This window comes from Paenibacillus sp. 2KB_22, from assembly GCF_052115745.1.
Classification (GTDB): Bacteria; Bacillota; Bacilli; order Paenibacillales; family Paenibacillaceae; genus Paenibacillus.
Genome location: NZ_JBFRHG010000002.1, coordinates 747,032 through 771,855, shown reverse-complemented (window position 1 = coordinate 771,855; position 24,824 = coordinate 747,032). Strand labels below are relative to the sequence as shown.

General features: G+C 45.7%; 24 protein-coding genes and 1 other annotated feature. Of the genes, 22 read left to right on the top strand and 2 right to left on the bottom strand.

Annotation, left to right across the window (positions count from 1 at the left end; genetic code table 11):
• Positions 1–225 precede the first annotated feature (225 nt).
• The 17 genes from AB4111_RS14405 (at position 226) to AB4111_RS14325 (ending at position 18,073) form a co-directional block, all read left to right on the top strand.
• A complete protein-coding gene (locus AB4111_RS14405) occupies positions 226–792 on the top strand; it encodes a sigma-70 family RNA polymerase sigma factor (protein ID WP_442032130.1) in 567 nt (188 codons plus the stop codon).
• 135 nt (positions 793–927) lie between these two features.
• Positions 928–1,314 (top strand): hypothetical protein, encoded by a 387-nt coding sequence (locus tag AB4111_RS14400; RefSeq protein ID WP_442032129.1) that lies wholly within the window; start codon positions 928–930, stop codon positions 1,312–1,314.
• 78 nt (positions 1,315–1,392) lie between these two features.
• On the top strand, positions 1,393–1,767 hold the full coding sequence (locus AB4111_RS14395; RefSeq protein WP_442032128.1) for a hypothetical protein: 375 nt from the start codon (positions 1,393–1,395) through the stop codon (positions 1,765–1,767).
• Positions 1,764–1,979 (top strand): hypothetical protein, encoded by a 216-nt coding sequence (locus AB4111_RS14390; protein WP_442032127.1) that lies wholly within the window; start codon positions 1,764–1,766, stop codon positions 1,977–1,979. Before AB4111_RS14395 ends, AB4111_RS14390 begins: the two co-directional genes overlap by 4 nt.
• A gap of 62 nt (positions 1,980–2,041) precedes the next feature.
• Positions 2,042–2,728 carry a lytic transglycosylase domain-containing protein gene (locus AB4111_RS14385; RefSeq protein WP_442032126.1) on the top strand — a complete coding sequence of 229 codons (687 nt, stop codon included), beginning with the start codon at positions 2,042–2,044 and terminating at the stop codon, positions 2,726–2,728.
• A gap of 66 nt (positions 2,729–2,794) precedes the next feature.
• A complete protein-coding gene (locus AB4111_RS14380; RefSeq protein WP_442032125.1) occupies positions 2,795–3,592 on the top strand; it encodes a sigma-70 family RNA polymerase sigma factor in 798 nt (265 codons plus the stop codon).
• 168 nt (positions 3,593–3,760) lie between these two features.
• A complete protein-coding gene (locus tag AB4111_RS14375) occupies positions 3,761–4,948 on the top strand; it encodes a D-alanyl-D-alanine carboxypeptidase family protein (protein WP_253438685.1) in 1,188 nt (395 codons plus the stop codon).
• A 31-nt stretch (positions 4,949–4,979) separates the two neighbouring features.
• Positions 4,980–5,606: a nucleoside recognition domain-containing protein gene (locus tag AB4111_RS14370; protein ID WP_253438682.1), complete on the top strand. Its 627-nt coding sequence runs from the start codon at positions 4,980–4,982 to the stop codon at positions 5,604–5,606.
• Positions 5,607–5,612: 6 nt separating this feature from the next.
• Complete coding sequence (locus AB4111_RS14365; protein ID WP_062835224.1) at positions 5,613–6,146, top strand: spore maturation protein; 534 nt, start codon at positions 5,613–5,615, stop codon at positions 6,144–6,146.
• Between the two features lie 63 nt (positions 6,147–6,209).
• On the top strand, positions 6,210–7,028 hold the full coding sequence (locus AB4111_RS14360) for a S1 family peptidase (RefSeq protein ID WP_442032124.1): 819 nt from the start codon (positions 6,210–6,212) through the stop codon (positions 7,026–7,028).
• A 196-nt stretch (positions 7,029–7,224) separates the two neighbouring features.
• The gene (locus AB4111_RS14355; RefSeq protein ID WP_253438676.1) at positions 7,225–7,974 is read left to right on the top strand and encodes a pseudouridine synthase; all 750 of its coding nucleotides are present in this window, start codon (positions 7,225–7,227) and stop codon (positions 7,972–7,974) included.
• A gap of 135 nt (positions 7,975–8,109) precedes the next feature.
• A complete protein-coding gene (locus tag AB4111_RS14350) occupies positions 8,110–8,637 on the top strand; it encodes a redoxin family protein (RefSeq protein ID WP_017687661.1) in 528 nt (175 codons plus the stop codon).
• Between the two features lie 14 nt (positions 8,638–8,651).
• Positions 8,652–10,325 (top strand): cytochrome c biogenesis protein ResB, encoded by a 1,674-nt coding sequence (resB, locus tag AB4111_RS14345; RefSeq protein ID WP_442032123.1) that lies wholly within the window; start codon positions 8,652–8,654, stop codon positions 10,323–10,325.
• Positions 10,322–11,584 (top strand): cytochrome c biogenesis protein CcsA, encoded by a 1,263-nt coding sequence (gene ccsA, locus AB4111_RS14340; protein WP_091018068.1) that lies wholly within the window; start codon positions 10,322–10,324, stop codon positions 11,582–11,584. The genes resB and ccsA overlap by 4 nt, the downstream gene beginning before the upstream one ends.
• Positions 11,585–11,723: 139 nt before the next feature.
• Entirely contained in the window at positions 11,724–12,440 is a 717-nt protein-coding gene (locus tag AB4111_RS14335) for a response regulator transcription factor (protein WP_017687664.1), read from the top strand.
• Positions 12,409–13,893: an ATP-binding protein gene (locus AB4111_RS14330; protein ID WP_442032122.1), complete on the top strand. Its 1,485-nt coding sequence runs from the start codon at positions 12,409–12,411 to the stop codon at positions 13,891–13,893. Before AB4111_RS14335 ends, AB4111_RS14330 begins: the two co-directional genes overlap by 32 nt.
• Positions 13,894–14,089: 196 nt before the next feature.
• Positions 14,090–18,073: a BclA C-terminal domain-containing protein gene (locus tag AB4111_RS14325; protein ID WP_442032121.1), complete on the top strand. Its 3,984-nt coding sequence runs from the start codon at positions 14,090–14,092 to the stop codon at positions 18,071–18,073.
• A 313-nt stretch (positions 18,074–18,386) separates the two neighbouring features.
• Here AB4111_RS14325 and serA read toward each other — a convergent pair whose 3' ends face one another.
• Complete coding sequence (gene serA, locus AB4111_RS14320; protein WP_253438670.1) at positions 18,387–19,982, bottom strand: phosphoglycerate dehydrogenase; 1,596 nt, start codon at positions 19,980–19,982, stop codon at positions 18,387–18,389.
• Between the two features lie 199 nt (positions 19,983–20,181).
• Positions 20,182–20,412: a binding site (T-box leader), on the bottom strand.
• Positions 20,413–20,747: 335 nt separating this feature from the next.
• On the opposite strand from serA, the gene AB4111_RS14315 reads away from it, so the two are divergent.
• Genes AB4111_RS14315 through AB4111_RS14305 form a run of 3 tightly spaced genes read left to right on the top strand, consistent with a single transcriptional unit; the run spans position 20,748 to position 22,617 of the window.
• The gene (locus AB4111_RS14315) at positions 20,748–21,341 is read left to right on the top strand and encodes a CPBP family intramembrane glutamic endopeptidase (protein ID WP_253438667.1); all 594 of its coding nucleotides are present in this window, start codon (positions 20,748–20,750) and stop codon (positions 21,339–21,341) included.
• Entirely contained in the window at positions 21,338–21,790 is a 453-nt protein-coding gene (locus tag AB4111_RS14310) for a hypothetical protein (RefSeq protein WP_442032120.1), read from the top strand. Before AB4111_RS14315 ends, AB4111_RS14310 begins: the two co-directional genes overlap by 4 nt.
• Positions 21,791–21,819: 29 nt before the next feature.
• A complete protein-coding gene (locus tag AB4111_RS14305; protein ID WP_442032769.1) occupies positions 21,820–22,617 on the top strand; it encodes a metallophosphoesterase in 798 nt (265 codons plus the stop codon).
• Between the two features lie 46 nt (positions 22,618–22,663).
• Here the strand turns inward: AB4111_RS14305 and AB4111_RS14300 are convergent, their stop codons facing one another.
• Positions 22,664–23,557, bottom strand: a complete 894-nt coding sequence (locus AB4111_RS14300; protein ID WP_442032119.1) for a polysaccharide deacetylase family protein — start codon at positions 23,555–23,557, stop codon at positions 22,664–22,666.
• A 94-nt stretch (positions 23,558–23,651) separates the two neighbouring features.
• Here AB4111_RS14300 and AB4111_RS14295 point away from each other — a divergent pair, with 94 nt between their 5' ends.
• Both AB4111_RS14295 and AB4111_RS14290 read left to right on the top strand, forming a co-directional pair.
• Entirely contained in the window at positions 23,652–24,005 is a 354-nt protein-coding gene (locus tag AB4111_RS14295; protein WP_442032118.1) for a hypothetical protein, read from the top strand.
• A gap of 187 nt (positions 24,006–24,192) precedes the next feature.
• On the top strand, positions 24,193–24,807 hold the full coding sequence (locus AB4111_RS14290) for a genetic competence negative regulator (RefSeq protein ID WP_076209900.1): 615 nt from the start codon (positions 24,193–24,195) through the stop codon (positions 24,805–24,807).
• Positions 24,808–24,824: the final 17 nt, after the last annotated feature.

Genomic DNA, 24,824 nt, shown 5'->3' with positions numbered 1-24,824 from the left:
AATGTAATAGGATGGGAATGGGGAGGCGGATCAAAGGGAGATTTCTTGATCGTTTGTATGTAATTAGGCTTATTAGCTTCAATTGTGTGTAACAAGACTACATATGGTATGTGAGATTTCGGGAGCAATAGCGGGTCTGTATAGTAAAATCACGCTGGATAGTAACTAGAATGTGAAGAAAGTATACGAACGACGATAATTAAAAGTTAATGGGGGAAATGTATTATGTCTGCTACAACTGCTATGGGTTTTGATGATTTATTTGAGATTGGGGATATAGACATGTTCCTGAATAAAGCTCAGGAGAAGTGTCGTCACAAGCTTAGAGGGAAAACATTTGCAGGGATAGAGAAAGAAGATGTGACCCAGGAGATTATGATCAAATTAGTTAACTCCTTGGACAAGTATGACTCAGAAAAAGCGAAAATGTCGACGTTTGTTGATCATCTTATCGAAAATAAAATCAAGGACATGTACCGTAAGTGCATGTCTGAGAAAAATCTCAGTGTGGTTAACGCTGTACAGATCATGTGCACGGATCAGAGTGGTGGCGATGAATCGGAAAGCTCAGATATTGCATTAGCGCTTGGTCATGCTGGGTTTGCTTATGAGAATTTTGAGTTTGTAACAGATATTATGGAAAATATGAGGCTGAACGAACGTGAGAAGCAAATCTTTAAACTTCGGACTTCGGGGTATGAATTTGTAGAGATTGCAGGAATGCTAGGTGTATCCAAGGCACGTATATCCCAGTTATGGAAAGCGATTCGTGAGAAATACGAAGCATTGTAGTCATAAGTGGCAATTAATAGCCTAAGTTTGATGAAGATAGATTCAGTAACCTACATAGAACAGAGAGAGCACCCTTAACTGGGTGCTTTTTTATGTCGTATAGAGAGATTAGTACAGAAAGAAAGGCGGAACAAGATGCTTAGTGTGGTGGTTTTAGGATTTACTGTGGAACGTCTAGAGGGATATTCGGATATTGCTTGGGCAAGTCATGATTCGTCGACAGCTTCTGATTTAAGCAACAGGGAGTATGCCTTGATCATTGAGAAAGTAGTTGTACAGGCTGATGCCGTCTTGGTTAATTTGGATACGGATCATTTGACCTCTACTGATATTGTGATCATGCATCTTGCTTATATACATAAAAAACCGATCTTGGGTGTAGGTTTTAGGCCATTGGAGCCTGTTATCGAAGATTTTGTCTCCAAACGAGTGACTGATCTGGACACGGCTGTACTCCATATGCGGACGAACTATTTGGTCTTAAGCAGCGGAACCAATCCTTCATCTTCGGCTCCAATTTAACTGCCGCTCTGATAACACGTATAGAGAATGTAAGGGCAAGCATATTCGTTAAACTTTACTTAATGGAGGAAAAATCCGATGACACATATGATCAAAGCAAAAGAAGATAAATTAACGGAAGAAATCGTAGCAAGTATGATTGGAAAGTATATCCACGCACCAACCAACATGCATAAGGTCCAGACGCCAACCGGCGCAACAACCCAGGCTAACGTATGGTTTGCTGGCAGTGTAGCGGGTTACGAAAAAGCCGTTATTGGATTCAACTACGAAGAGGGTACCTTTCATGAAGAACCACAAACATTTTATAACGTTCATTTAACGGATGGTATGGGGTACATTCTGACAAGTGCTTACGAATTGGAAATTCATGAACTTACCGAAGAGGAGTTTAATCAACTCATTGAAGAGAAAAAGGAAGAAGAACAAGACTCCCCTGGTGAAGAGCGATGAAGGTGTTGAACTACGCTTCGGATTTAGCTGTAAAAACGTTTGTGTCCACTAGCGCTGAAGGTGTGGAAGAATTGATCAATGCATGGATGTTATCCAAACCACACACATTTGTTACCGGACTGGAGTTTACCTCCACCGTTGATCCACTCAGCAGCAGGTTGGAATTTGCAGCAATCATCGTATATCAGCCGAGTGAACAAGACCAATCCTAACTTATGTAGAGATTATTCCTTCTATAATATAAAGGTTTTCAGTAAGGAGGTGGGCGAAACTGTTGCTCACTCTAGAAAGAGTAATAGGCATTGTTATTGCTGTTGTAATATTATCTTCGCAATACGGGAGTCTATCAGCATCAGGAAATTACAAACGGGTCGACGAAGAAATAGTTGGCTCCAAGAGATTAAAGGAAGTAACACAAGAAGAGCAAGTAAAGCAAGTAAAGCCAACGAAACAAGAAAAACAAGAAGAACAACAAGTTAAATCGGTAACTCCTGCGCACATACAAATGACAGATATGCTTGAGCAGTATATAGAACTCCACCATGAGAAAACAGTGAGCCGAGCAAAGCTGTTGAAGTATGTGAAGTGGGTATTCCAATATACGAAGGACACGGATATCGATTCCGTCTGGATTCTCGCAATGATGTGGCAAGAAAGCCGGATGTTAGAGGAAAGTGTATCATCCCATGGAGCGATTGGTTTACTTCAGATTCTTCCTAGCACAGCGAAATCGTTTGGAGTGAGCCAACAGGAGCTACATCAGCCTGAAACGAATATCAGGACAAGCATTACCTACTTGGAATATCTTATGGATAAGTACGATGGAAATCTTCGTACAGCAACCATTGCGTACAATCAGGGAGAAGGCAATGTTGCTAAGGGAAAGGCTCACCCCTGGTACTACAATCAAGTGAAGGAACACCATAACAAAATGCTTGAAATAATCAAAAAAGGTCAATAAACATCAGTTAACAATAGAATTTGAATACCATAGTATCGTTTATCAATTTTACATAGGGAGATCCAAATGGGAAAATTTCGAGAGCATATTAATACGAATTTGCAGGTAGATAAGAAGCACTACACAATGGATGACGTAGCAAATATTGAACGTTGTAAGCTCGATGAACATTTCCTCGGGGATTGTATTCTTGTCAATGAGAACCTGATTTGGCATTCCGTTCATAAGTATATTGGAAAGCCCGAAATGATTATTAAGAATCATTGTGTAGAGAAGGATGATATTCTTCAACTGGGCCGTCTGGGATTCATCAAAGCGATTAGGGCATTTGATACGGGGCGTGGCGTGAAATTTAGTTCGTTTGCTGTCACTGCGATTGTCAGAGAAATTCGATGTTTTCTAAGAGATAGTGCAAGCATTATTCGTCCAACTCGCACAGCTACGGAATTAATCAACCGAATCAATCGACTTGAACACGATATGGGCTACCTGCCACCAGCACATGAAATCGCATTGCTGTTGGATGAGGAAGAAGATAAGATCAACAAAGCACTTCAAGTGGGTAAAGGCGTGAAGTACCTGGATGAGCCTGTAGGTGCTGATGATCAACAAACTCAATCCGTCACGTTGATGGATACCATCTATAGTGGGGAGAACATTGAAGAAGGTATTCTGGACAAGCTATATGTTGATGCGGTCATTGATTCGGTTAAGCGCAAGCTTAGTGAGAAAGAAGTGACGGTACTGAAGCATCGTGTAGAAGGATTTAATCAAACTCAGACCGCAGATATGGAAGATATTAGCCAGATGAGAGTCTCTAGAATTATGCGAAAAGTAGCTAAAATGCTGAATAAACCGGATTAGGCGTGATCGTCGTACCAGCCCTTGATATTTTATATAACGTCTCATACATAACGTCCCTCCCGCTTCCAAGCGTGAGGGATTTTTGTTGTTTTTGCCCTATGGGACATACTCCAAGTTGTCCGAACATAAGATAGTACAAGATTCCAAGTGACCCGGAGGAATGAATTGATGCGAAAAATAACGAAAGTCCTTGCATGTATGCTTATCCCTGTCTTCTTGCTGTCTTCCTTAGGGGTTACTCAAGCCCAGGCAACAATTCAAGGTCCGTCTACACATGCGCAAAGCGCTGCACTCATTGATGTTACATCAGGCCGGATCTTATACAGCAAGGATGGGGATAAGGAACTGCGAATTGCCAGCTTGACCAAAATCATGACGGCGATCGTAGCGATCGAACACAGCAAGCTGGATGAGAAAGTGAAAGTGTCTCCCACGGCTTTTGCCAAAGAAGGATCGTCTCTCTATCTGAAGTTAGGTGAAGAGATGACACTCGAGAACATGTTGTACGGGCTAATGCTCCGTTCAGGCAATGACGCGGCTTCTGCGATCGCGGAGCATGTGGGGGGTTCGGAAGAAGGATTTGTACTATTAATGAACAAAAAGGCAGAGCAAATTGGTCTGACACATTCCCACTTTATGAACCCTCATGGACTTGATGCAGAAGGTCATTATTCAACAGCCAATGACTTGGCCAGATTAACGGCATATGCGTTGCACAATCCGGTGTTCAAACGCATCGTAGCCACGGAGGATAAATCCGCACCGAACCCCAATGAAAGCTGGGAATACTCCTGGCACAACAAAAATAAAATGCTGCGGATGTATGAAGGTGCAGATGGTGTCAAAACCGGCTATACAAAGAAAGCTTTCAGATGTTTGGTCAGCTCGGCTACACGCAATGGACAACAGCTCGCCGCGGTAACGCTGAATGATGGAAATGATTGGAACGATCATGCTCGAATGCTTGATTTTGGGTTTGAATATTTCCCATTGGTAGAGATTGCCAAGCAAGAGCAGCCTGTGCAAAATACAGATGTCGTTACAGGTCGGGGATTTTGGTATCCACTTGCTGAGAGTGAGAAAAGTTCATTGACCAAAAAGTTGATTCTGCACGAAAATCGCGCCCAATCGGAAACGGAAGGGAATAAACAATCGACAGACCCTACGTTTGGATTGGCAGGACGCATCGATATGCAACTTGATGGTAAACTTGTTGGCTCGATTCCGGTGTATCGCAAAGGTAGTTTTATTCCTCCGGAACCGAAGACAGCCGAGTCAACGCTGGGTGGCATCGGAGAAGTCTCTTCCTGGGCAGCTGCGTGGCGTGCCGTATTAAGTCACCTGTTGTCTCCTTAGTTGAACCATCGTTGAAGGGAGGGTATAACCATTGATCAATTTAATTTGGCTGCTTATGATCTTAATCGGATTTGCTTTTGCAGCCATCAACGGCAATATTGAAGTGGTCACGCAAGCCGCTTTTGATGGCGCGGCAACGGGAGTCACGGTCTGTTTTGGACTGATCAGTGTGCTTGTGTTCTGGATGGGCATGATGAAAATGGCTGAGGATGCCGGTCTTCTAGCTCGGATTGCTAAGCTGCTCGGTCCGATTGTGGGCTTCCTGTTCCCCGATGTGCCCAAAAATCATCCGGCGATGGGTTATATTCTCTCCAATATGAGTGCCAATCTGCTGGGGCTAGGAAATGCGGCTACACCGATGGGAATCAAAGCCATGCAACAGCTGCAGGAGCTTAATCCGGATAAACAGACAGCTTCTCCAGCCATGTGCACCTTACTGGCTCTGAATACGGCCAGCATTACCATTATTCCGACAACGCTGATTGCCATCCGCTTAAACTATCATTCCGCCAATGCTACAGAGATCGTGGGAACAACATTGATGGCTACCATTATCGCTACACTTGCTGCTATAATCGCCGATCGCTGGTATCGGAATAGGGCTTTACATAAACCGCCGCGTATACAGAAAAGTGGCAATCCCGGCATGAAAGGATGAGCACCCTTGTTAACCTTCATCAACTGGATCTCCGTCTGGGCCATCCCGGTTATTATCGCGTTTGTTCCATTATATGCGTTTACCAAAAAGGTCCCGGTTTACGAATCCTTTGTTGATGGGGCCAAGGATGGATTCTCTACTGCAATCAGTATTATTCCGCATCTCGTGGGCATGATGGTCGCAATCAGCGTATTTCGTGCCTCGGGTGCACTGGATTTTGTGATAAGCTTATTAGCTCCGTTGGTATCCTGGATGGGTGTTCCAGGCGAAGTATTGCCACTCGGAATACTGCGTCCTTTGACTGGGACAGGCTCCCTGGCGTTTACAACCGATCTGATCAAAACCCATGGCCCTGACTCCATGATTGGACGCATGGCATCTACAATTCAGGGAAGTACAGATACCACGTTATATGTGCTAACTGTCTATTTTGGGGCTGTAGGCATAAGGAATGGTCGGTACGCACTCAAAGTAGGGTTGTTTTCCGATGTCGTTGGTTTTATTGCTGCCCTCGCCATTTGTTTGCTCGTTTTTGGTTAAAAGATATCTCCTTTCCTTCCGATATATTAGATATGCTAGAATAATAGCGGAGGAGAGTGAGACATGCAGAAGAGTTGGAGACGAATGCTCCGTGTCGGAATGTCAGGCGTGCTTGCCATTGCAATGCTCGCAGGGTCAACGGGGCTGGCGGCGGCTCAAGCCGTTCAGACGATACATTTTACAGGTTACTTCGACAAACAGCTGCGTGCACAAATGGCAGTCACAGCGGATTCTTTTCCAGTCGTGAATGTACGTTTGATCAAGCAGGATGAACCCGATATGGTATATTATGATGTTGGTACCTCGATACTGATCTCGAAGGATGAAGTGCTCACGAATTACCATGTGGTTCAGAGTTTTGCTGAACTGTCTGATGGTGATGAAGGCACACTGACTGTTGCGAGTCCAGGTTCCTTAGGTAAGCCTGTAAAGGCAAAGATTATTAAGACAGATCCGGTGACAGACATGGCGCTGTTGAAGCTGGACAAGGAAATAGACGCCCAACCGGTCACATTTGCAAACGCGAGGGATAACCAGGTTGTCTATACGATTGGATTCCCCAAAAATCCTGCTGGTGATCTGGTCATCCTGGATGAAGATTTTCCTTCAACCTACAATACGATAGCCAAAAGCAGAGTGTTCAGTTCCCAAGCCTCGGATGTTCCGGGTAAAAAGGGAATCGGCAGTATTGTGAAATCCATGGCACAAGGTAATTCAGGTGGCCCTGTTCTGGATCAGAACAACCGGGTCATTGGTATGATGACATTTGTGTACGGTGGACGTACCTATTATATTACTTCCAAAACATTGCAGTCTTTCATTAAAGAGAGCGGTACGCCTGCCAAAAAACAGGTTGCAGTTGCCGGCAAAGTTTCCAATTAAATGGTTTGAGGTAAAGGCTTATCTTTACGCCATCTGTGTTGAACAGGTCGTGTAAAGGTAGGCTTTTTTTGCGTCAGTCTCCAAGGGGAAGGCAGCCTAAAATGGAGATTCGTGTCGTCAGTTTACAAAATCCTTGGATTATCCTTGTGATTTCCTTGCGTGATGGGTATCATTAGTGTGAGGTGACATGACAAACATGGAAAGATTACAAAAAATTATCGCACAGGCAGGCATTGCATCCCGCCGCAAGAGCGAGGAACTAATCCTGTCCGGCAAAGTAGAAGTTAACGGGGAGGTCGTAACCGAACTGGGTACGAAAGCGAACCCCGAAGAGGATATGATTACGGTTAATGGAAAACCGATCCGCAGTGAGAAAAAAGTGTACTTGATGTTGAACAAGCCAAAAGGTGTAATCACAAGTGCATCTGACCCGGAAGGTCGGAAAATTGTATCCGACTACCTGAAAGGTGTTAAGGAACGTGTATACCCTGTGGGTCGTCTGGACTATGACACAGAGGGCTTATTGATTCTGACCAATGATGGTGAGTTTGCACATTTGTTGACGCATCCGAAGCATCACGTACCCAAAACGTATCACGCAACGGTTAAAGGTGTGCCGCATGGTACAGCTCTGGAGAAGTTGAAGACAGGCATTATGCTGGATGACGGCATGACGGCTCCTGCAGAGGTGGAGTACAAAGATGTGGATACAGCGGCCAATGAGTCGGTGATCTCCATTACGATCTATGAAGGGCGTAACCGTCAGGTTAGACGTATGTTCGAGGCGATCAACCATCCGGTAACCCGGTTGAAACGGATTTCATTTGGTGGGATTTTGCTACAAAACCTGAAACGTGGTTTGACGCGTAATCTGACCAAAGAAGAAGTTAACAACCTGATTACCCTCGCACAATCAGAACCAGCCAGAAAAATGAAAAAAAGGTAATGTGAGGACACATAATTTTCATAAAACCGCCGCAGTTTTGTGACGAAATTCGCTATAATTGTTCATAGGATGTTCACAGTTGTCCTTAGTTCAATGATATGCGAGTGTTAGAGTCACTAAAAAGGGGAGCAGCACATGGGGAAATCAAGAAGAACGGTGCAAATCGTCATTTTGTTATTGATCCTGGTGTTGGGCGGATATGCGATTACCACATCGGTATCCGGCTCGAATGGCAAGCCAAAGGAAGGGGACAAGTCTCCTTCTTTTGAACTGCTGGGCCTGGATGGTCAAGTTCATACGTCTGATGAGTACAAAGGAAAAGCAATGGTGATCAATTTTTGGGGCACCTGGTGTGAACCTTGTGTTAAAGAGATGCCTGCACTTCAGGCGCAAGCGGACAAATGGAAGGACCAAGGAGTACAGTTTGTCGGAATTAATGTTGGAGAAGACCAGATGACCGTGGATAATTTTGTTCGGCAGGTTGGGGTTACATTTCCAATCATGTTAGACCGTGAGAAAAACTCGGTTCGTGATTTCGGGATCTCTCCGATGCCAACAACATTCTTTGTATCCGACACGGGCAAAATCTCTACCATTCATATCGGGCAACTTGATTTGGACACACTTGACGCTCAAATTTCGCAACTGGCGAAGCAGCCCTGACAGGAGGTCTATTCGTGTTCCAAAATACCAAATGTGAGTGCGGACACCAGAATCCGGTTGGCACTGTACTATGTGAAGCATGTGGGAAACCGATACTAGAGTCTGAAGCTAAATCGAATGAAGTGCTGGAAATGCGTTATGATGGCATGGCGCGCCGTTCACAGCGCAGTAATCCCAACATCATTGACCGCATATGGAACTTTTTTTCATCCGTCAAAATTGCCGTCTATATGATTGTTTTCACGCTTGTAGGCTCTATGCTTGGTACGGTCTATCCGCAAGAAAGTACATTTTTAAATATTGATCCTTCCGTGTATTACAAAGAAACATACGGTCAGTTGGGTCATATCTATTATCTGTTGGGTTTATCCCATACATACGAATCCTGGTGGTTTATCTTGCTGTTGGTGCTGATTGGTGCATCACTGGTGATATGCAGTCTGGATCGCGTCCTACCGCTCTACAAAGCACTGAATAAACAGAAAATACGTAAACATACGCAATTTCTGACGAGGCAGCGTCTGGTGTACCAAGGATCTATCGAAGAGGCACCAGAAGACTGGATTAAGAAAGCGGTTACGCCACTTAAAAAGAGAGGCTACCGGGTGCACACCCAGGGTGATGCTTTGCTCGCCGAGAAACAGCGATTCAGTCGATGGGGCCCATATGTCATCCATATTGGACTCATTATATTTCTGCTGGCGGTGCTCGCACGAGGGCTACCTGGCCTGAATCTGGATGAGCATGTTGCTTTTCCGGAAGGTGAGATCAAAAAGATCCCGAATACGTCGATGTATCTGAAAAATGAACAGTTTAATGTTGAATTTTACAGTGAGGAAGAAGTACCTGAGCAATTCCGTAACCTGAATAAGACCGTTCCAAAACTGTTCGAAACAAAAGTTGTTTTATATGAATGTACAGCAGATTGTTCGGATCTTTCGAAAAAACCTCAATTAGCTGAGGTGGCCAGACATGATGTTCGTGTGAATCATCCATTAAATTATAACGGTCTGAAAGCATATCAGTTTGATTATGATCTAACACCCACCATTCGGTCCGTAACGCCGGATCTGGTCAATACAAAGACTGGTGAAGTATATGGGGCGATTAAGATTGATATGGTCGATACCCAAAAAACATTTGAAGCGGGTCCTTATGAACTGACCGTAAAGGAAAAGTTCATGGACTTTGGATTGGATGAGAATGGACAGCCCAAATCAAAATCGCCTTCACCTAATGCACCTGCTTTTCTCTTTCTCATTAAGGGACCGAATCTGCCGGAAGAGGGGATACAATATCTTTATTTTGCGAAGCAGATTGATAAACAACGGTTTCAGCAGGATGCAATTAACCAACAGCTAATTGGAACAGAGATTCCTTTACAGTTGGAAGTAGACAGCATGGACAAGGTTGATATTATTCAATCCGTAAGTTATCTCAATATACGCGTGGATAAAGCAATGCCTTTTGTGTGGGTAGGAGCCGGCATTGTTATGTTGGGTCTGGTCATGGGTTTTTATTGGCATCATCGCCGTATCTGGATTCGTTTTGATGATCAACAACTTACCTTGGGTGGACATACCAACAAAAACTGGTTTGGCTTCAGGCGTGAAGTGGCGGCTGTTTTGAAACAAATGAATTTGGAAGTGGAAGAGAAGTCGTTGGATAACGGGGGGAACCAAGCATGAATTTATTGGATTTCAGCAGCGACGCATTTATCGTAGCATTCTTTCTCTATTGTGCCGCATTCTTTTTATATGGTGTTGCGGTAATGGGCAAAAAATGGAGCAATCGTGATCCTCTGGACCATATGAATCGCTGGGGTAAACGAGCTTTCATTGCCTCGACTGTCGCTTTGGCAGCACATCTTGTATTCTTTGCAACCCGATGGGCTGGGGCTGGGCATATCCCGGTTAGTAACATGTACGAGTTCATGTCTTTTCTGTCCATGATGATCATGGTTGCATTTATCGTTGTATACGCCATATATCGGAAGTCGCTACTGGGTTTGTTTGCCTTACCACTTACCATCATTATAATGGCTTACGCTGCTGTATTTCCTCAGGAGGTACAGCCGTTAATTCCGGCACTTCAGTCCATCTGGCTGAAAATTCACGTGACGTTGGCCGCTCTTGGCGAAGCATTCTTCGCCGTAGGGTTTGCCGCAGGGTTCATGTATCTGCTCCGTACCGTTGATTTCAGTGGTAAAGACAAGTCTTCAAGACGGCAACGAGGATGGGTTGAATTCACCCTAGTTACGATCGTCGTCGTTATCGGATTTATCGGGACGGTATTTGCCTTTCGTGCAGCTGGTTATGAGGCAGTTTTTGTGCAGAAAACGGTCAGCATTGACACGGAGGTACAGGAAAATAGTACAATAGAGAAAGTGAATTATCGCATGCCTCCGATTTTTGCTCCATATAATAGTGAAGTGGAGAGCATGACACCGTTTCTTGGCATGAAAAAACCTTTACTTGAGACGCCTTCCTGGATGAACGGCGTAAATGCCGGGCGTAAGCTGAACACGGTGGTTTGGTCACTTATTGTAGGTCTGATCCTGTATGGAATTGTACGACTTCTTGTACGCAGACCACTTGGACAAGCGTTACAGCCAATGATGGATGGAATTGATGCCGATGATCTGGATGAGATAAGTTATCGGGCGATTGCCATCGGTTTTCCGATATTTACGCTGGGAGCATTAATCTTTGCCATGATCTGGGCTCAGATTGCCTGGAGTCGTTTTTGGGGTTGGGACCCCAAAGAGGTGTGGGCGTTAATTACATGGCTGTATTATAGTGTGTATCTACATTTGCGTTTATCCAGAGGTTGGCAAGGTCAAAAGTCTGCATGGCTTGCAGTTCTTGGTTTCCTGGTTGTCATGTTTACGCTGGTTGGGGTGAATCTGATTATTGCCGGATTACATTCATACGCTGGAGCGGACTAGGACAGACTCGTCTTGCAAAGGTTGGGTTTAGAAGCGGGAAACACAAACGTACCTTTTTTTTGAAGGGTATTCAAATATTGTTCGCCAGATCGAACATAATAGAAGTGATGAGGAGTTATTGCAAAGGGGCTGGAGAGGCATGGCTGAACATGAGAATCGAATACTGGTCGTGGATGACGAAGAGAGAATCCGCAGGCTTTTAAAAATGTATCTTGAAAAAGAAGGTTATGAAATCGATGAAGCCGAAGATGGGGAAACTGCTCTGCGTAAAGCAACAGCAGGGGACTACGGACTGATTTTGCTTGATGTGATGTTACCAGGTATGGATGGAGTTGAAGTGTGTACCCGTCTTCGTCAGGTGAAATCAACGCCGGTTTTGATGCTTACTGCAAAAGGTGAAGAGATTAACCGGGTTCAAGGCTTCGAAGTTGGCGCTGATGACTATGTAGTAAAACCATTCAGCCCACGTGAAGTGATTTATCGTGTCAAAGCGATTTTGCGTCGATCTTCAGCGACAGCATATCTCTCGAAGGAGAGCAATTCGAGTAACAACATCGTATTTCCGCATTTGGTTATTGAGCATGATGCCCACCGGGTAACCGCTGGCGGTGAAGAGATAAGCCTTACACCAAAAGAATATGAATTGCTGCACTACCTGGCAACATCTCCCGACAAAGTTTTCTCCAGAGAAGAATTGCTCAAAGATGTATGGAATTACGAATTCTTTGGCGATCTTCGTACCGTGGATACGCACGTGAAGCGTCTTCGCGAGAAACTTAACAAGGTATCGCCAGAATCGGCGGCCATGATTACGACGGTGTGGGGTGTCGGTTATAAACTGGAAGTACCGAAGTAGTTTTAATTTCTGGAGATCGCTGGTCGGGAAGTTATGGATCACTATTATCTGCCTTGTGGGTTGTGTACTTATAGCGCTGGGTCTTTTTTTGCTGCCTTACATTGATACGAATTTTGCAGAATCCGAATCCAGAGATATTAAGCGGTTGTTCACCTATATCTGTATTATCGGATTCAGTCTAACCACGTTTTTTGCATTGTTCCTATTCACCAAAATAACGCAGCCCATGCAGCAATTAATTCAGGCAGCCAATGCGATTCGCAAAGGGAATTACGGTACACGTCTCTCCCTGGTAACGAGTGACGAGATTGGTGAACTGGCTAACACATTTAATCATATGGCTGCCCAACTGGAAGATAATATTCGAAACCTTAACCATGAGAAGGAACATTTGGCGAGTGTGCTCCGAAGCATGACCGATGCGGTGGTTACATTTGATGGTGAAGGCAAAGTTATTCTCACGAATCCGCCAGGAGAGAAGATCATGCAGACTTGGTATGATCTGGATTGGGCAAAAATGGACGAAGGAAAAGATTCTGAACAGTCTGACAAGTCTTCACGTGATGTACCTGAGCCCCTCCTCCCCTTGTTCAGAATGGTGATGGAGCAAGGTAGGGACCAGAATTCCAATGTTCATGTACAGCAAGGTGTCTGGTCTGTCCAGATGGCACCGTTGTATGCTGACAGTGTTGTCAGAGGGGCAGTGGCTGTCTTGAGAGATGTAACAGAAGAAGTGCGTCTGGAGAAGATGCGGCGTGATTTCGTGGCTAACGTATCTCATGAGATACGAACTCCGCTATCCATGATGCAAGGTTACAGTGAAGCCCTTCTGGACGGTATGGCAACCTCACCGGAAGAGAGCGAAGAACTTATCCAGGTCATTCATGATGAGTCCCTGCGGATGGGAAGACTGGTCAAAGACTTGCTTGATCTTGCCCGGATGGAAGCTGGACACACGGACATGGTGATGAAGGAAGTTGACCTCGGAGAACTACTTGAACGTGTATATCGGAAGTTCTCGGTGCGTTCGAAAGAACAGGGAATTCAACTGCACTTCGAGTGCGAACAGCCAACCATTGAACTTCAACAGGCAGATGAGGATCGACTTGAGCAAGTCTTTACGAATTTGCTGGATAATGCATTCAGGCATACACCTACTGGCAAAAATGTAATGATCTTAGCCGAGCGGGTCACTTATCTTCGTGCTCCATTTGTCAGAGTTTCTGTGAAGGATCAGGGTGTAGGTATCCCTTCATCCGACTTGCCATTTATTTTCGAACGATTCTACAAAGCAGACAAGGCTCGTGTTCGGGGTGAAAGTGTAGGTACAGGGCTTGGTTTAGCGATTGTGAAAAATATTGTTGATGCGCATCAAGGCATGATTACCGTCAATAGTGTGCTTGGCGAAGGAACAGAGTTTATTTTGCAATTTCCCTTGGATTCATCGAAATAGCCTGATTTCATACAAAAAGTGCGGAAACACCCTCTGATGGAGGGTGTTTTTTTGTTGAAGAGTACCGTTTAATCTTGTTCAACGTGGAACATAAATTCTTTTTTTATTTTGACTAATAAGAGTGTCCAAGATAATTTTCCTTCTTATGTTACATAAGCTTGAAAAACAAGCAGGATAGAGGAGGATTGAGCTAAGCATGTCCGATGATCGAAAAAGGGTCAATATTAAAGCTTTTCTGGAAGGCAGATCTTTTAGGGCGGGCTCTCCGTTTATTCCCATAAGCACAAAAGAACTGGAGCAGTTTGAATCCATACTGCGTTCTCTCGCTGTGACTATTCCAGCTGCAATCAGTCAGCCAACTTCAGCCAATATACTGGCATTACAGAATGGATTACGACAGTTACTTACATTTGTGAATCAATCAGAGTTTCGTGCCGGGGTAAAAGCAGAATTACAAGCAGTACTGGAATTAACGATTGCAGGCTCAGAGATTGTTCCTGTTCCTCTAATTAATCTCGCAGGTAACTTGCAAAATTTACTAGATGATTTGTTGAGTGTGACGTTACTTCTCGAAGTGCCACCTGCAGAAAAAGATAAACTTGTGGGGTTAATCCGTTCGATATCGTTATCCCTAAGTCGGGCGACGACGACTTTCGGAACAGGAGGGGTTACCGGACCGGCTGGCCCACAGGGAGTTCCAGGAGTTCCAGGCGTACCTGGTGTTCCAGGAGTTCCTGGGGTGAAAGGTGCTACTGGACCGGCAGGAGGAGTTGGACCAGTAGGCCCAGTAGGTCCAGAAGGCCCAGTAGGCCCAGTTGGGCCACAGGGAGCACAAGGTCCGGCAGGGGCACCTGGTGTAGGTTTAAACAATATTACCGGATATGATCCAGCACTTGGACCGACATATGCTCAAGGCCAAGTCGTTAGTTATGAGGGGAGTCTTTATGTTGCCAATGTAAACGGGCCCGTGGGTACACCCGGGAGTTCCCCAGATTACACACTTTTGTTGGCGGGAGGAACGACCGGAGCTACAGGAGCAACCGGAGCTGGTTTAACGGGTGCATTGGCATTTGATCCAGCGCTTGCCCCAGGTTATCCTGCAGGTCAGATAATTACGTATAACGGGAGTACTTACATTACAAGTGTAGCTAGTCCTTTAGGAACACCGGGATCTTCATCGGATTACACATTAATTGCTGCTGCGGGGGCTACAGGTGCAACTGGTGTAGGCCTAACTGGAATAACTCCTTTTGATCCAGCGCAGTCCCCGACATATTCAGCAGGTCAGATCGTTACTTATAACGGGAGTACTTATATTACGAATGTTGCAAGTCCAGGAGGAGTGCCAGGAAGTTCATCGGATTACACGCTGCTTGCGGCTGCGGGAGCCACAGGTGCAGGAACGACAGGGGCAACCGGGGCAACAGGCGTAGGTTTAAGTGGTATCGTGCCATTCGATCCGGCATTAGCACCAACATATCCCGCTGGACAGATCGTCACCTTTGGAGGAAGTACCTACATTACGAATGTAGCATCACCAACAGGTACACCCGGAAGTTCCCCAGACTATACACAGCTAGCAGGATCAGGAGTTACAGGTTCGACTGGTGCTACAGGCATCGGCCTCAATGGTGCAGTTCCGTTTGACCCAGCAGTAGCTCCGACATATCCAGCGGGTCAAGTTGTAACGTTTAACGGCAGTACCTATATAGCGAATGTGGCTTCTCCTACAGGTACTCCAGGTGCTTCGCCGGATTATACATTGCTCGCAGGTGCAGGGCCTACAGGAGCCACGGGTTCAACTGGTGTAACGGGAGTAACCGGGGCAGGTTTAAGTGGCCTCGTGCCATTTGATCCAGCTGTAGCCCCAACGTATCCAGCGGGTCAAGTTGTAACGTTCAACGGCAGCACGTATATTGCAAATGTCGCCTCACCAAGTGGAACGCCGGGCACATCCCCAGATTATACGTTGCTTGCGGGCGCAGGAGCCACGGGTGTGACGGGGGCAACGGGAGTCGGAGTAACGGGAAGTACCGGAGTCACAGGGGCACCCGGTGTAACGGGAGCGACAGGTGCAGGTTTGAGTGGCCTCGTGCCATTTGATCCAGCTGTAGCCCCAACGTATCCAGCGGGTCAAGTTGTAACGTTTAACGGCAGCACGTATATTGCAAATGTCGCCTCGCCAACGGGAACGCCGGGGACTTCACCAGATTACACATTGCTTGCGGGCGCAGGAGCAACGGGAGTTACAGGAGCAACTGGCGTTGGAGTGACAGGAGCTACAGGAATCTCCGGTGTAACAGGAGCGACAGGTGCAGGTTTAAGTGGCCTCGTGCCATTTGATCCAGCCGTAGCCCCAACGTATCCAGCCGGCCAAGTTGTAACGTTCAACGGCAGCACGTATATTGCAAATGTGGCCTCACCAACGGGAACGCCGGGGACTTCACTAGATTACACATTGCTTGCGGGCGCAGGAGCGACGGGTGTGACGGGAGCAACTGGCGTTGGAGTGACAGGAAGTACCGGAGTCACAGGGGCATCCGGTGTAACAGGAGCGACAGGTGCAGGTTTGAGTGGAATCGTACCATTTGATCCAGCTGTAGCTCCAACCTACCCAGCGGGTCAAGTTGTAACGTTCAACGGCAGCACGTATATTGCAAATGTCGCCTCGCCAACGGGAACGCCGGGGACTTCACCAGATTACACATTGCTTGCGGGCGCAGGAGCAACGGGAGTTACAGGAGCAACTGGAGTTGGCGTAACCGGCAGTACCGGATTAACAGGTGCAACGGGTGAAACGGGAGCGACGGGTCTTGCAGGGTTGACCGGAGCGACTGGGGTTACAGGAGCAACCGGAGTCGGCGTGACCGGAAGTACGGGATTGACAGGTGAAACGGGAGCGATGGGTGCGGCAGGGTTAACCGGAGCAACAGGAGTCGGCATAACGGGAAGTACCGGGTCAACGGGTGTCACTGGTGAAACAGGAGCGACAGGTATAACCGGAGCCACAGGAGTCGGCGTAACAGGAAGTACCGGGGCAACTGGTGTGACTGGGGGAACAGGAGCTACAGGCATAACTGGGGCCACGGGAGTCGGCATAACGGGAAGTACCGGAGTTACTGGTGTGACTGGTGAAACAGGAGCTACAGGTATAACCGGGGCCACAGGAGTCGGCATAACGGGAAGTACTGGGGCAACTGGTGCGACTGGAGAAACAGGAGCGACAGGCATAACCGGGACCACGGGAGTCGGCGTAACGGGAAGTACCGGATTCACTGGTGCCACTGGTGAAACAGGAGAGACAGGCATAACCGGAGCCACGGGAGTCGGCATAACGGGAAGTACCGGGTCAACGGGTGTCACTGGTGAAACAGGAGCTACAGGTATAACCGGGGCCACAGGAGTCGGCATAACGGGAAGTACCGGGGCAACTGGTGCGACTGGTGAAACAGGAGCGACAGGCATAACCGGGACCACGGGGGTCGGCGTAACGGGAAGTACCGGGTCAACGGGTGTGACTGGGGGAACAGGAGCGACAGGTATAACCGGAGCCACGGGAGTCGGCGTAACGGGAAGTACCGGGTCAACGGGTGTGACTGGGGGAACAGGAGCGACAGGTATAACCGGAGCCACGGGAGTCGGCGTAACAGGAAGTACCGGAGCAACTGGTGCCACTGGTGAAACAGGAGCAACAGGTATAACCGGAGCCACAGGAGTTGGCGTAACGGGAAGTACGGGGGCAACAGGGACAACTGGAGTTACAGGAGCAACGGGAACATCTGTAACATCTAACTCGGCTTTTGCTGAGAACACTAATGGTACGATTGTTGTAATATTGGGTGGTACACTCGTTCCATTACCGAATAACCAAAATATTGGCACAGGTATAACCGTCAATGGGACAAATGACACCTTCACGCTTGCCAATGCAGGTCGTTACTATATCTCATACAGAATAAATCTGACAGCTGCACTTGCTATCCAATCTCGGGTTTTACTTAACGGTACAGCTATTCCAGCGAGTGTAGTATCTCCAGTACTTTCTCTCAGTCAGCTGCAGTCTGACTTTATGGTTACCGTTACCGCTGGTTCAACAATACAGTTACAATTATTCGGGCTTGTTGGCACAGCTATTCTTTCTCCTCCGGGATCTACACTAAACATTATTCAGTTAAGTTAATAGTTCGATAACGTATTAAGACTATTTCCCTAATGGGCAAATGAAATGGAACTCTTATGGGATTAGTGCATCAGATTGTCGAGAAACCCAGATCATTTTTAGATCTTGGGTTTCTCTTTCTTTCCAGATAGTGGGTCAATCAAATATTAGGTGCTTGGGGCGACCGAAAGAGTAAGTTCCGCGCGGCCAGAAGTATCACTCACCATCATTAGAATTACTTTAAAATTGAAATGAATACGTAATTTACTTCGCGACAAAAAAAGACGAAACCACGAGGGTCCCGTCTTTTCTTATACATTTACAATACGTATGATTATTCCAGTACGATTTCAACAGCAGTATTAATCTCAGGCAGCGCAGCAAGCTGCACAAGCACATCTTTTGGAACAGCTTTATCTACGGTCAGAATCATGATCGCTGCACCACCAATAATTTTACGTCCAACCTGCATGGATGCGATGTTGACATCGTTTTGTCCAAGCAGTGTACCTACACGACCGATAATACCGGGTTTATCGTTATGTGAGATCAAGATTTGATGACTTTCCGGAGCGATATCTACCGGGAATTTGTCCAGACGAACGATACGTTCTCCATAACCAGCAAGCAATGTACCCGCTACACGGCGTTCCTCAGCATCCTGAGTTGTAACCAAAGTTACGGTAATCAGGTTAGTGAATCCTTTGGTTGCCGAGGTTTGGCTTACAACCACATTCAGATCACGGATTTTGGCCAGATGCATCGAGTTGACGATGTTGGCTTCCCCACCCAAATGTCTGGCGAGAATACCCTTCACAATGTAACGCGTGAGAGGAGAAGTATCTACTTCAGAAAGTTCGCCAGCATAGTCGATTCGGATCTCCTGCACTGCATTTTGTGTAATCTGTGCTGCAAAACTCCCCAACGTTTCACCCAATTTGAAATAAGGCTGCAATTTGTTCATTACGGTTGGTGCAACAGCTGGCATGTTAACTGCGTTCTTGAATGGTTCATTGCGCAAAATATGAAGAACTTGTTCGGATACGTCAATCGCTACGTTTTCTTGTGCCTCAACAGTGGATGCACCAAGGTGAGGTGTGACGATGATGCTAGGGTGATTCAGGAATGGATGGTCCTGAGCAGGGGGTTCACTTTCAAATACATCAAATGCTGCTCCGGCAACAATGCCTTCGTCAATTGCTTCCACAAGTGCCATCTCGTCAACTACACCACCACGAGCACAGTTGATGATACGCATGCCTTTTTTCATAACTTCGAATTGTGGACGTGAAATCATGTGCCGTGTTTCTGGTGTTAATGGCGTATGAACGGTCATGAAGTCCGCATTGCGAATGATATCATCTACACTAGCGAGCTTCACTTGCAGCTTCTCGGCACGCTCCTCCGTGAGGAACGGGTCGTAAGCAAGAATGTCCATTCCGAATGCTTTGGCGCGCTTGGCAACTTCACTACCGATCCGTCCCATTCCTAGCACACCCAGCGTTTTATTTCTTAATTCCACACCCAGGAAGGTTTTACGATCCCACGTACCCTGAATAGTCTTGGCATATGCCTGAGGAATGTGTCGTGCCAATGCCATCATCATGGCAAACGTGTGCTCACAGGTTGTGATGGTATTGCCATCAGGTGCGTTAATAACGATAATACCACGCTGTGTAGCAGCTTCTAGATCAATATTATCTACACCAACACCTGCACGTCCGATCACTTTAAGGTTGGTACCCGCCGTCATAATACGATCTGTAACACGAGTCTGGCTACGAACCAAGAGGGCATCATAATCACCAATAATGGCAACAAGTTCATCTTCACTAAGACCGGTTTTCTTCTCAACAACAACATCATTTGCATCCACCAGTTGCTGGATACCGAGATCACTGATTGGGTCCGACACTAACACTTTGTACATGGTTTCTTCCTCCTTAGGTATGTGTATCTATATCGTCAAGGTTTGACCTCAGGGAAGAGGTATTCCTTAAAACCAGGTTGATTCTTCCGCCCAACAACGCGGTGTCGCAGCAGAGGGGGAAGGTGAAGCAAATAGAGTGATTCCACAGATATCCTTTAAAATAAATCAAAAAACTCTCAATCCACATACTGCTTGCGCAATAAGGGACGAGAGTTGTCGTGGTACCACCCTAATTCACCGCCGTTTCGCAACGACAGTCTTAGCGGTCAATGAAGACCGAAGAGGATAACGGGTCTAAACCGATTGCACCTACTCCAATTTCAATGCAATAACTCAGGAGCGCTCAAGACCATTTGCCTGCCACCGATTCACACCAACCATCGGCTCTCTGTAAGACGAAGCAACGTCTTTTTTCCATCATCGTGTTTAACGTGACTAATTTTTTCATAATGTATCATGGCTGACATGAGCATGTCAATAGGCTTAAATGTTTTAAATTGTTTTGCAGATGTCTTTCAGTTCATACGTAAACAAAGTCACCATAAGCAATACAATCCTTACTGTACCTACAACAAGAAGATGGAATATAAGCTGTTTGATGAACCGGATTTTACTGCTTTAATGAAGTAATGGCACTGACACAAAACCAGGACTTGGGGCAGGCCTTGAACCTATTTGGTTTTTTGGCTATCATTTAGTATACTATCCGATTGGACAACGTAATTGTTATCCATCAAATTTAACTCAAGAGGACAGACGCATCCGATGAAAAAATTCAAGTTTCCCAAGTTCAAGATTCAGAAGGCTGAGCCACAGCAGCTTACCGAGCGTTTGCTTTTAATCAATCTATACTTTACACAAGGTCTGACACTGATTATCGGAGTTGTGTGGATCTTGTTGCAAAAACGAAACTTGTTAGATGTACTCGCATGGCCTGACAATTACCAATTTGTATGGTGGGGTCTTGGTCTTGCTGGCATTATGCTTGTTATGGACTTGGTACTGTCGTATGTTATACCTCAGGAAAGCATGGATGACGGTGGAATTAACGAGATGCTGTTCCGTGGGCGTCCGATCTGGCACATTGTATGTATAGCAGCCATTGTTGCTGTGTGTGAGGAATTATTATTCCGTGGAGCCATCCAACATGCCATCGGTCCTTACTGGACAAGTATTTTATTTGCAGTTATCCACATTCGTTATCTGCGTCACTGGATTCCAACAGGCTGGGTGTTTGTCTCAAGTTATGGATTGGGTTGGATTTACATGCAATCCGGCACATTATGGGCGCCTATATTATGTCATTTTATTATTGATTTGGTGTCCGGATTAGCGATACGTTTTCGGAGGGGATCATGAATCAGCCATTAAGTAGAATGAAGACATATGGCAGTCAGCGCCATCGTCAATCGGATAAAAAAGAGACATCCGAGCGAGAGGTGGCTTCTCAAGTAAGCATAGTTGCTGAGACAGCAGCAGCTGCTGAGGTTGGCGGAATTACACCAATTACTTCCGTTACTTTACCTAGATCACAGCGCAAGCCTTATACAGAAAAACTGGAAAGTCCAGTACTTCCTCAAAGGGCACCATCACGCTCCAAAAAAACGCCAAAATCAACAGAAGAATCGATCCCCGAAGCGGGTTCGCTTCCTACACGGACAGAATTACATCCTTCACGTCGTTTAAAATTGAGCAAGAGGTTTGTCAATTCACTCATTTTTATTTTTGTCATGTTAACGATTAGCCTGGTTTGGTGGGGAGTAAAAGGGGCCCCCGCTCTGAACACGTTCCTTCCCTTGCCGTGGTAATGTTATTACTTGCAGGATTAGTCATTTTGATGGGAGTTTTGCTTCTCTTTCATATGTGGCGTGAAGCCCATGCTCATCAAATGATTGAAGAAGAGGTTGAAGTTCCTCATCTGCCAACATCCTTTGACGGGGCCATGATTTTGTACGTATCCGACACTCATAAGCGCAAGCTAAAGCAGAAGGATCTGGAAAACTTTAAAAACAAAGTGGACTGGGTTCTAATCGGTGGAGACGTTGCGGAAAAAGGGATCTCATGGTCTCTGGTTAGACATAATATGAAACTCTTATCGAACATTGCTCCTTCTTTTACGGTGTATGGCAACCATGACAAGCGAGCTGGTACCGCTCAACTTGCTCGAATTCTTCAGGAATCGGGCGTTCAGCTCCTGCAGGATAATGTGGAATATCTGCAACGGGGCAACGAACGATTGAGCCTGATCGGTATAGATTATCGTTCCAAACAGGGTGATGAATTGCTACAGCAGATCGGCGATAGTTTTTGCAAAATTGCGATCATTCATGATCCTTTGCAGGCCCTTCGTTTGGAACAGAATGCAGATCTTATTTTAAGTGGTCACACACATGGCGGACAATTGGTATTACCATTTTTCGGACCTGTGTTCCTTAGTAAAGCGTATCGTCCCATATCGAATGGGTGGTACTCCCTGAAGCGCAATCCGGAGGACGTTCATCAAGAAGGCAAAATGCTGGTCAGCAGAGGATACGGTACGAATCATCTTCCTCTCCGACTAGGTTGTCCTGCGGAGATGCATATCATCACATTAAGAGTGCCCGCGGAAAAAGCACTCACAGAGAAACAGCCTTGATCCATTGGATCAAGGCTGTTTAACTTTTGATGCGAGAAATAAGGATTTAACGAGCTTCCAATTCTATTGCACGCGGATCAACAAAGGAGTAGCCTTTCTTTTCGAGCTTGGTCAGTAACTCATCCAATGCTTCAACCGTCCATGGCAATTCATGCATTAAAATATTGCTTCCTGGATTTAACTGGTCCAGTACATTTTGAATGACTTTTTCCGGTTTGTCTTTGGTGCTTTTATCCCAATCAAGGGAACCATTAGACCATGTCATATATAACATGCCATTTTTCTTCACAGTAGCCTTCAGTGCATCATTACCCGATCCAAAAGGTGGACGGAAAAATTGCGGTTCCTCACCAATGGTATCCCTCACTATTTTTTGGACATCTGTAACCTGTTTTGCCGCTTCAGCGTTAGACATTTTTTTGAGATCCTCATGATCCCAGGCATGATTGCCTACAATCTGACCCCGCTCATGGATGAGTTTGAGCAATTCCGGGTGACTTTTCACCCGATATCCATTGACGAAAAATATCGCTTTGGCGTTGTGTTTATCTAAAGTGTCGATTAGTGAAGTAATCATTTTTTCTTCTTTGGGTCCGTCATCAAAAGTTAACAAGACCACTTTGCTTTGGCTTGTATCATCGTTCGGTTTAATATAATAATTTTCATTCATATGATACGTCTTTTCCACTTTCTCTTCTGTAGAAACCTTCCCCGAAGATTCAGGTTCTTCTTCTGTCACAGTTGTATCGTTCGTTGAAGATTCTGGGTCACTGGTTCCGGGTTCTCCTGTTTCAGTTGGGTTAGAATTACTTTGCTCTTCTTGAATCGTGGTGGGTTTGCCCGCTGGTGTGGGATTTTCTGATGTTTTTTCTTCGGCTACCCCACAGGCTGACAGCAGCAAACTTGCAGCAATAATCAGTGAGGCTGTATGTCTAAACATGATTTCAACTCGCTTTCCTGTATTTATACGGAATGAGATTGCTCACTACCGCAAACACTAAATATGATTTTAACACTTGAAGGAGGTTGGTGTAATGAAGACGTCATCCTTTTTTTGGGGCATTGTGATTGGTGTTGCAGCCAGTTCATGGCTGTCCAAAGGCAAATTGCCCATGATGTCATCGGGTTCATCACGAAACATGATGGATCAGGCAAAACATAAGATGATGGAGATGACTTTCCCGGGTATGGATGGGTTCACAAGCAAGCAAAATCAACATGGTGAATCACACAAAAGTCCAGTGGCAAAGAGCGCAAGAGCGATCACACCGCAGGAAAAAGAAGCGAATATGAGCATGCTCAAAGATTTTATTCGCACTAATCCGGATGTGAAGCATGAAGTTGAGCAAATTTTAAGCCAAACAAACACAACAGTACCGGGTTTATAAACCAAAACCTCCAATTAGAATCATCCACAGTCTGGATTGGCTGTGGAATGATTCTTTTTTTGTCGATTTTACTTCGTGCATTTAGAGGTATAAAATGATAACATAACTACATAGATTTATTTTCAGCACATATTGTTTTGTGCTTCATAATCTGTTATAAGACTTGCTTATAAAGGGGAGATCCTGTATGAAAATAGAACGACTAAGTCACGATAAGATACGGATTTTCCTGACCTTTGACGATCTGAGCGAGCGCGGAATACAAAAAGAAGATATGTGGCAGGAAATACCTAAGGTTCATGAACTGTTCACTGAAATGATGGATCAGGCCTATTCCGAACTTGGATTTGATGCCACAGGTCCACTCGCTGTCGAAGTATTCGCACTTCCCGCTCAAGGGATGGTTGTCATTGTCACACGTGGGAAATATGATCCGCAACAATATGGTTCAGGTCATGAAGATGATCTTCCTGAAGAAGTATATGAAATGGAAGTTACACTCGAGCAAAGCGATTCCATCGTTTATGCGTTCAAGGACTTTGAAGTGCTCATTGAAGCTGCACATATGTTGCGTCAGCATGTTACGGATGCTGGGAGACTTTATTCTTATAAAGACAAGTGGTTCTTGCATTTGGAGCCAGATGAGGTTGATTCCACCAAACATGCGGCATTGATTGCCTTGCTTGCTGAATTTGGCGAAGGCTCCTCAGTGACTCCTGCAGTTATGGAAGAGTATGGTAAGGTTGTTATTCCTGCACAAGCGATTGATGTTATCTGCACCCACTTCAAACGCCAGGATTAATCTCTAGTTGTAATCGC

Excerpts from the sequence above, each read along its gene's own strand:
- AB4111_RS14310 (WP_442032120.1), top strand. The coding sequence starts at position 21,338 with ATGAATCAGCCATTAAGTAGAATGAAGACATATGGCAGTCAGCGCCAT.
- AB4111_RS14390 (WP_442032127.1), top strand. The coding sequence starts at position 1,764 with ATGAAGGTGTTGAACTACGCTTCGGATTTAGCTGTAAAAACGTTTGTG.
- AB4111_RS14395 (WP_442032128.1), top strand. The coding sequence starts at position 1,393 with ATGACACATATGATCAAAGCAAAAGAAGATAAATTAACGGAAGAAATC.
- AB4111_RS14335 (WP_017687664.1), top strand. The coding sequence starts at position 11,724 with ATGGCTGAACATGAGAATCGAATACTGGTCGTGGATGACGAAGAGAGA.
- AB4111_RS14405 (WP_442032130.1), top strand. The coding sequence starts at position 226 with ATGTCTGCTACAACTGCTATGGGTTTTGATGATTTATTTGAGATTGGG.
- AB4111_RS14375 (WP_253438685.1), top strand. The coding sequence starts at position 3,761 with ATGCGAAAAATAACGAAAGTCCTTGCATGTATGCTTATCCCTGTCTTC.
- AB4111_RS14305 (WP_442032769.1), top strand. The coding sequence starts at position 21,820 with ATGGGAGTTTTGCTTCTCTTTCATATGTGGCGTGAAGCCCATGCTCAT.
- AB4111_RS14300 (WP_442032119.1), bottom strand. The coding sequence starts at position 23,557 with ATGTTTAGACATACAGCCTCACTGATTATTGCTGCAAGTTTGCTGCTG.
- AB4111_RS14400 (WP_442032129.1), top strand. The coding sequence starts at position 928 with ATGCTTAGTGTGGTGGTTTTAGGATTTACTGTGGAACGTCTAGAGGGA.
- AB4111_RS14315 (WP_253438667.1), top strand. The coding sequence starts at position 20,748 with ATGAAAAAATTCAAGTTTCCCAAGTTCAAGATTCAGAAGGCTGAGCCA.
- AB4111_RS14355 (WP_253438676.1), top strand. The coding sequence starts at position 7,225 with ATGGAAAGATTACAAAAAATTATCGCACAGGCAGGCATTGCATCCCGC.
- AB4111_RS14350 (WP_017687661.1), top strand. The coding sequence starts at position 8,110 with ATGGGGAAATCAAGAAGAACGGTGCAAATCGTCATTTTGTTATTGATC.
- serA (WP_253438670.1), bottom strand. The coding sequence starts at position 19,982 with ATGTACAAAGTGTTAGTGTCGGACCCAATCAGTGATCTCGGTATCCAG.
- AB4111_RS14325 (WP_442032121.1), top strand. The coding sequence starts at position 14,090 with ATGTCCGATGATCGAAAAAGGGTCAATATTAAAGCTTTTCTGGAAGGC.
- AB4111_RS14360 (WP_442032124.1), top strand. The coding sequence starts at position 6,210 with ATGCAGAAGAGTTGGAGACGAATGCTCCGTGTCGGAATGTCAGGCGTG.
- AB4111_RS14290 (WP_076209900.1), top strand. The coding sequence starts at position 24,193 with ATGAAAATAGAACGACTAAGTCACGATAAGATACGGATTTTCCTGACC.
- ccsA (WP_091018068.1), top strand. The coding sequence starts at position 10,322 with ATGAATTTATTGGATTTCAGCAGCGACGCATTTATCGTAGCATTCTTT.
- AB4111_RS14380 (WP_442032125.1), top strand. The coding sequence starts at position 2,795 with ATGGGAAAATTTCGAGAGCATATTAATACGAATTTGCAGGTAGATAAG.
- AB4111_RS14295 (WP_442032118.1), top strand. The coding sequence starts at position 23,652 with ATGAAGACGTCATCCTTTTTTTGGGGCATTGTGATTGGTGTTGCAGCC.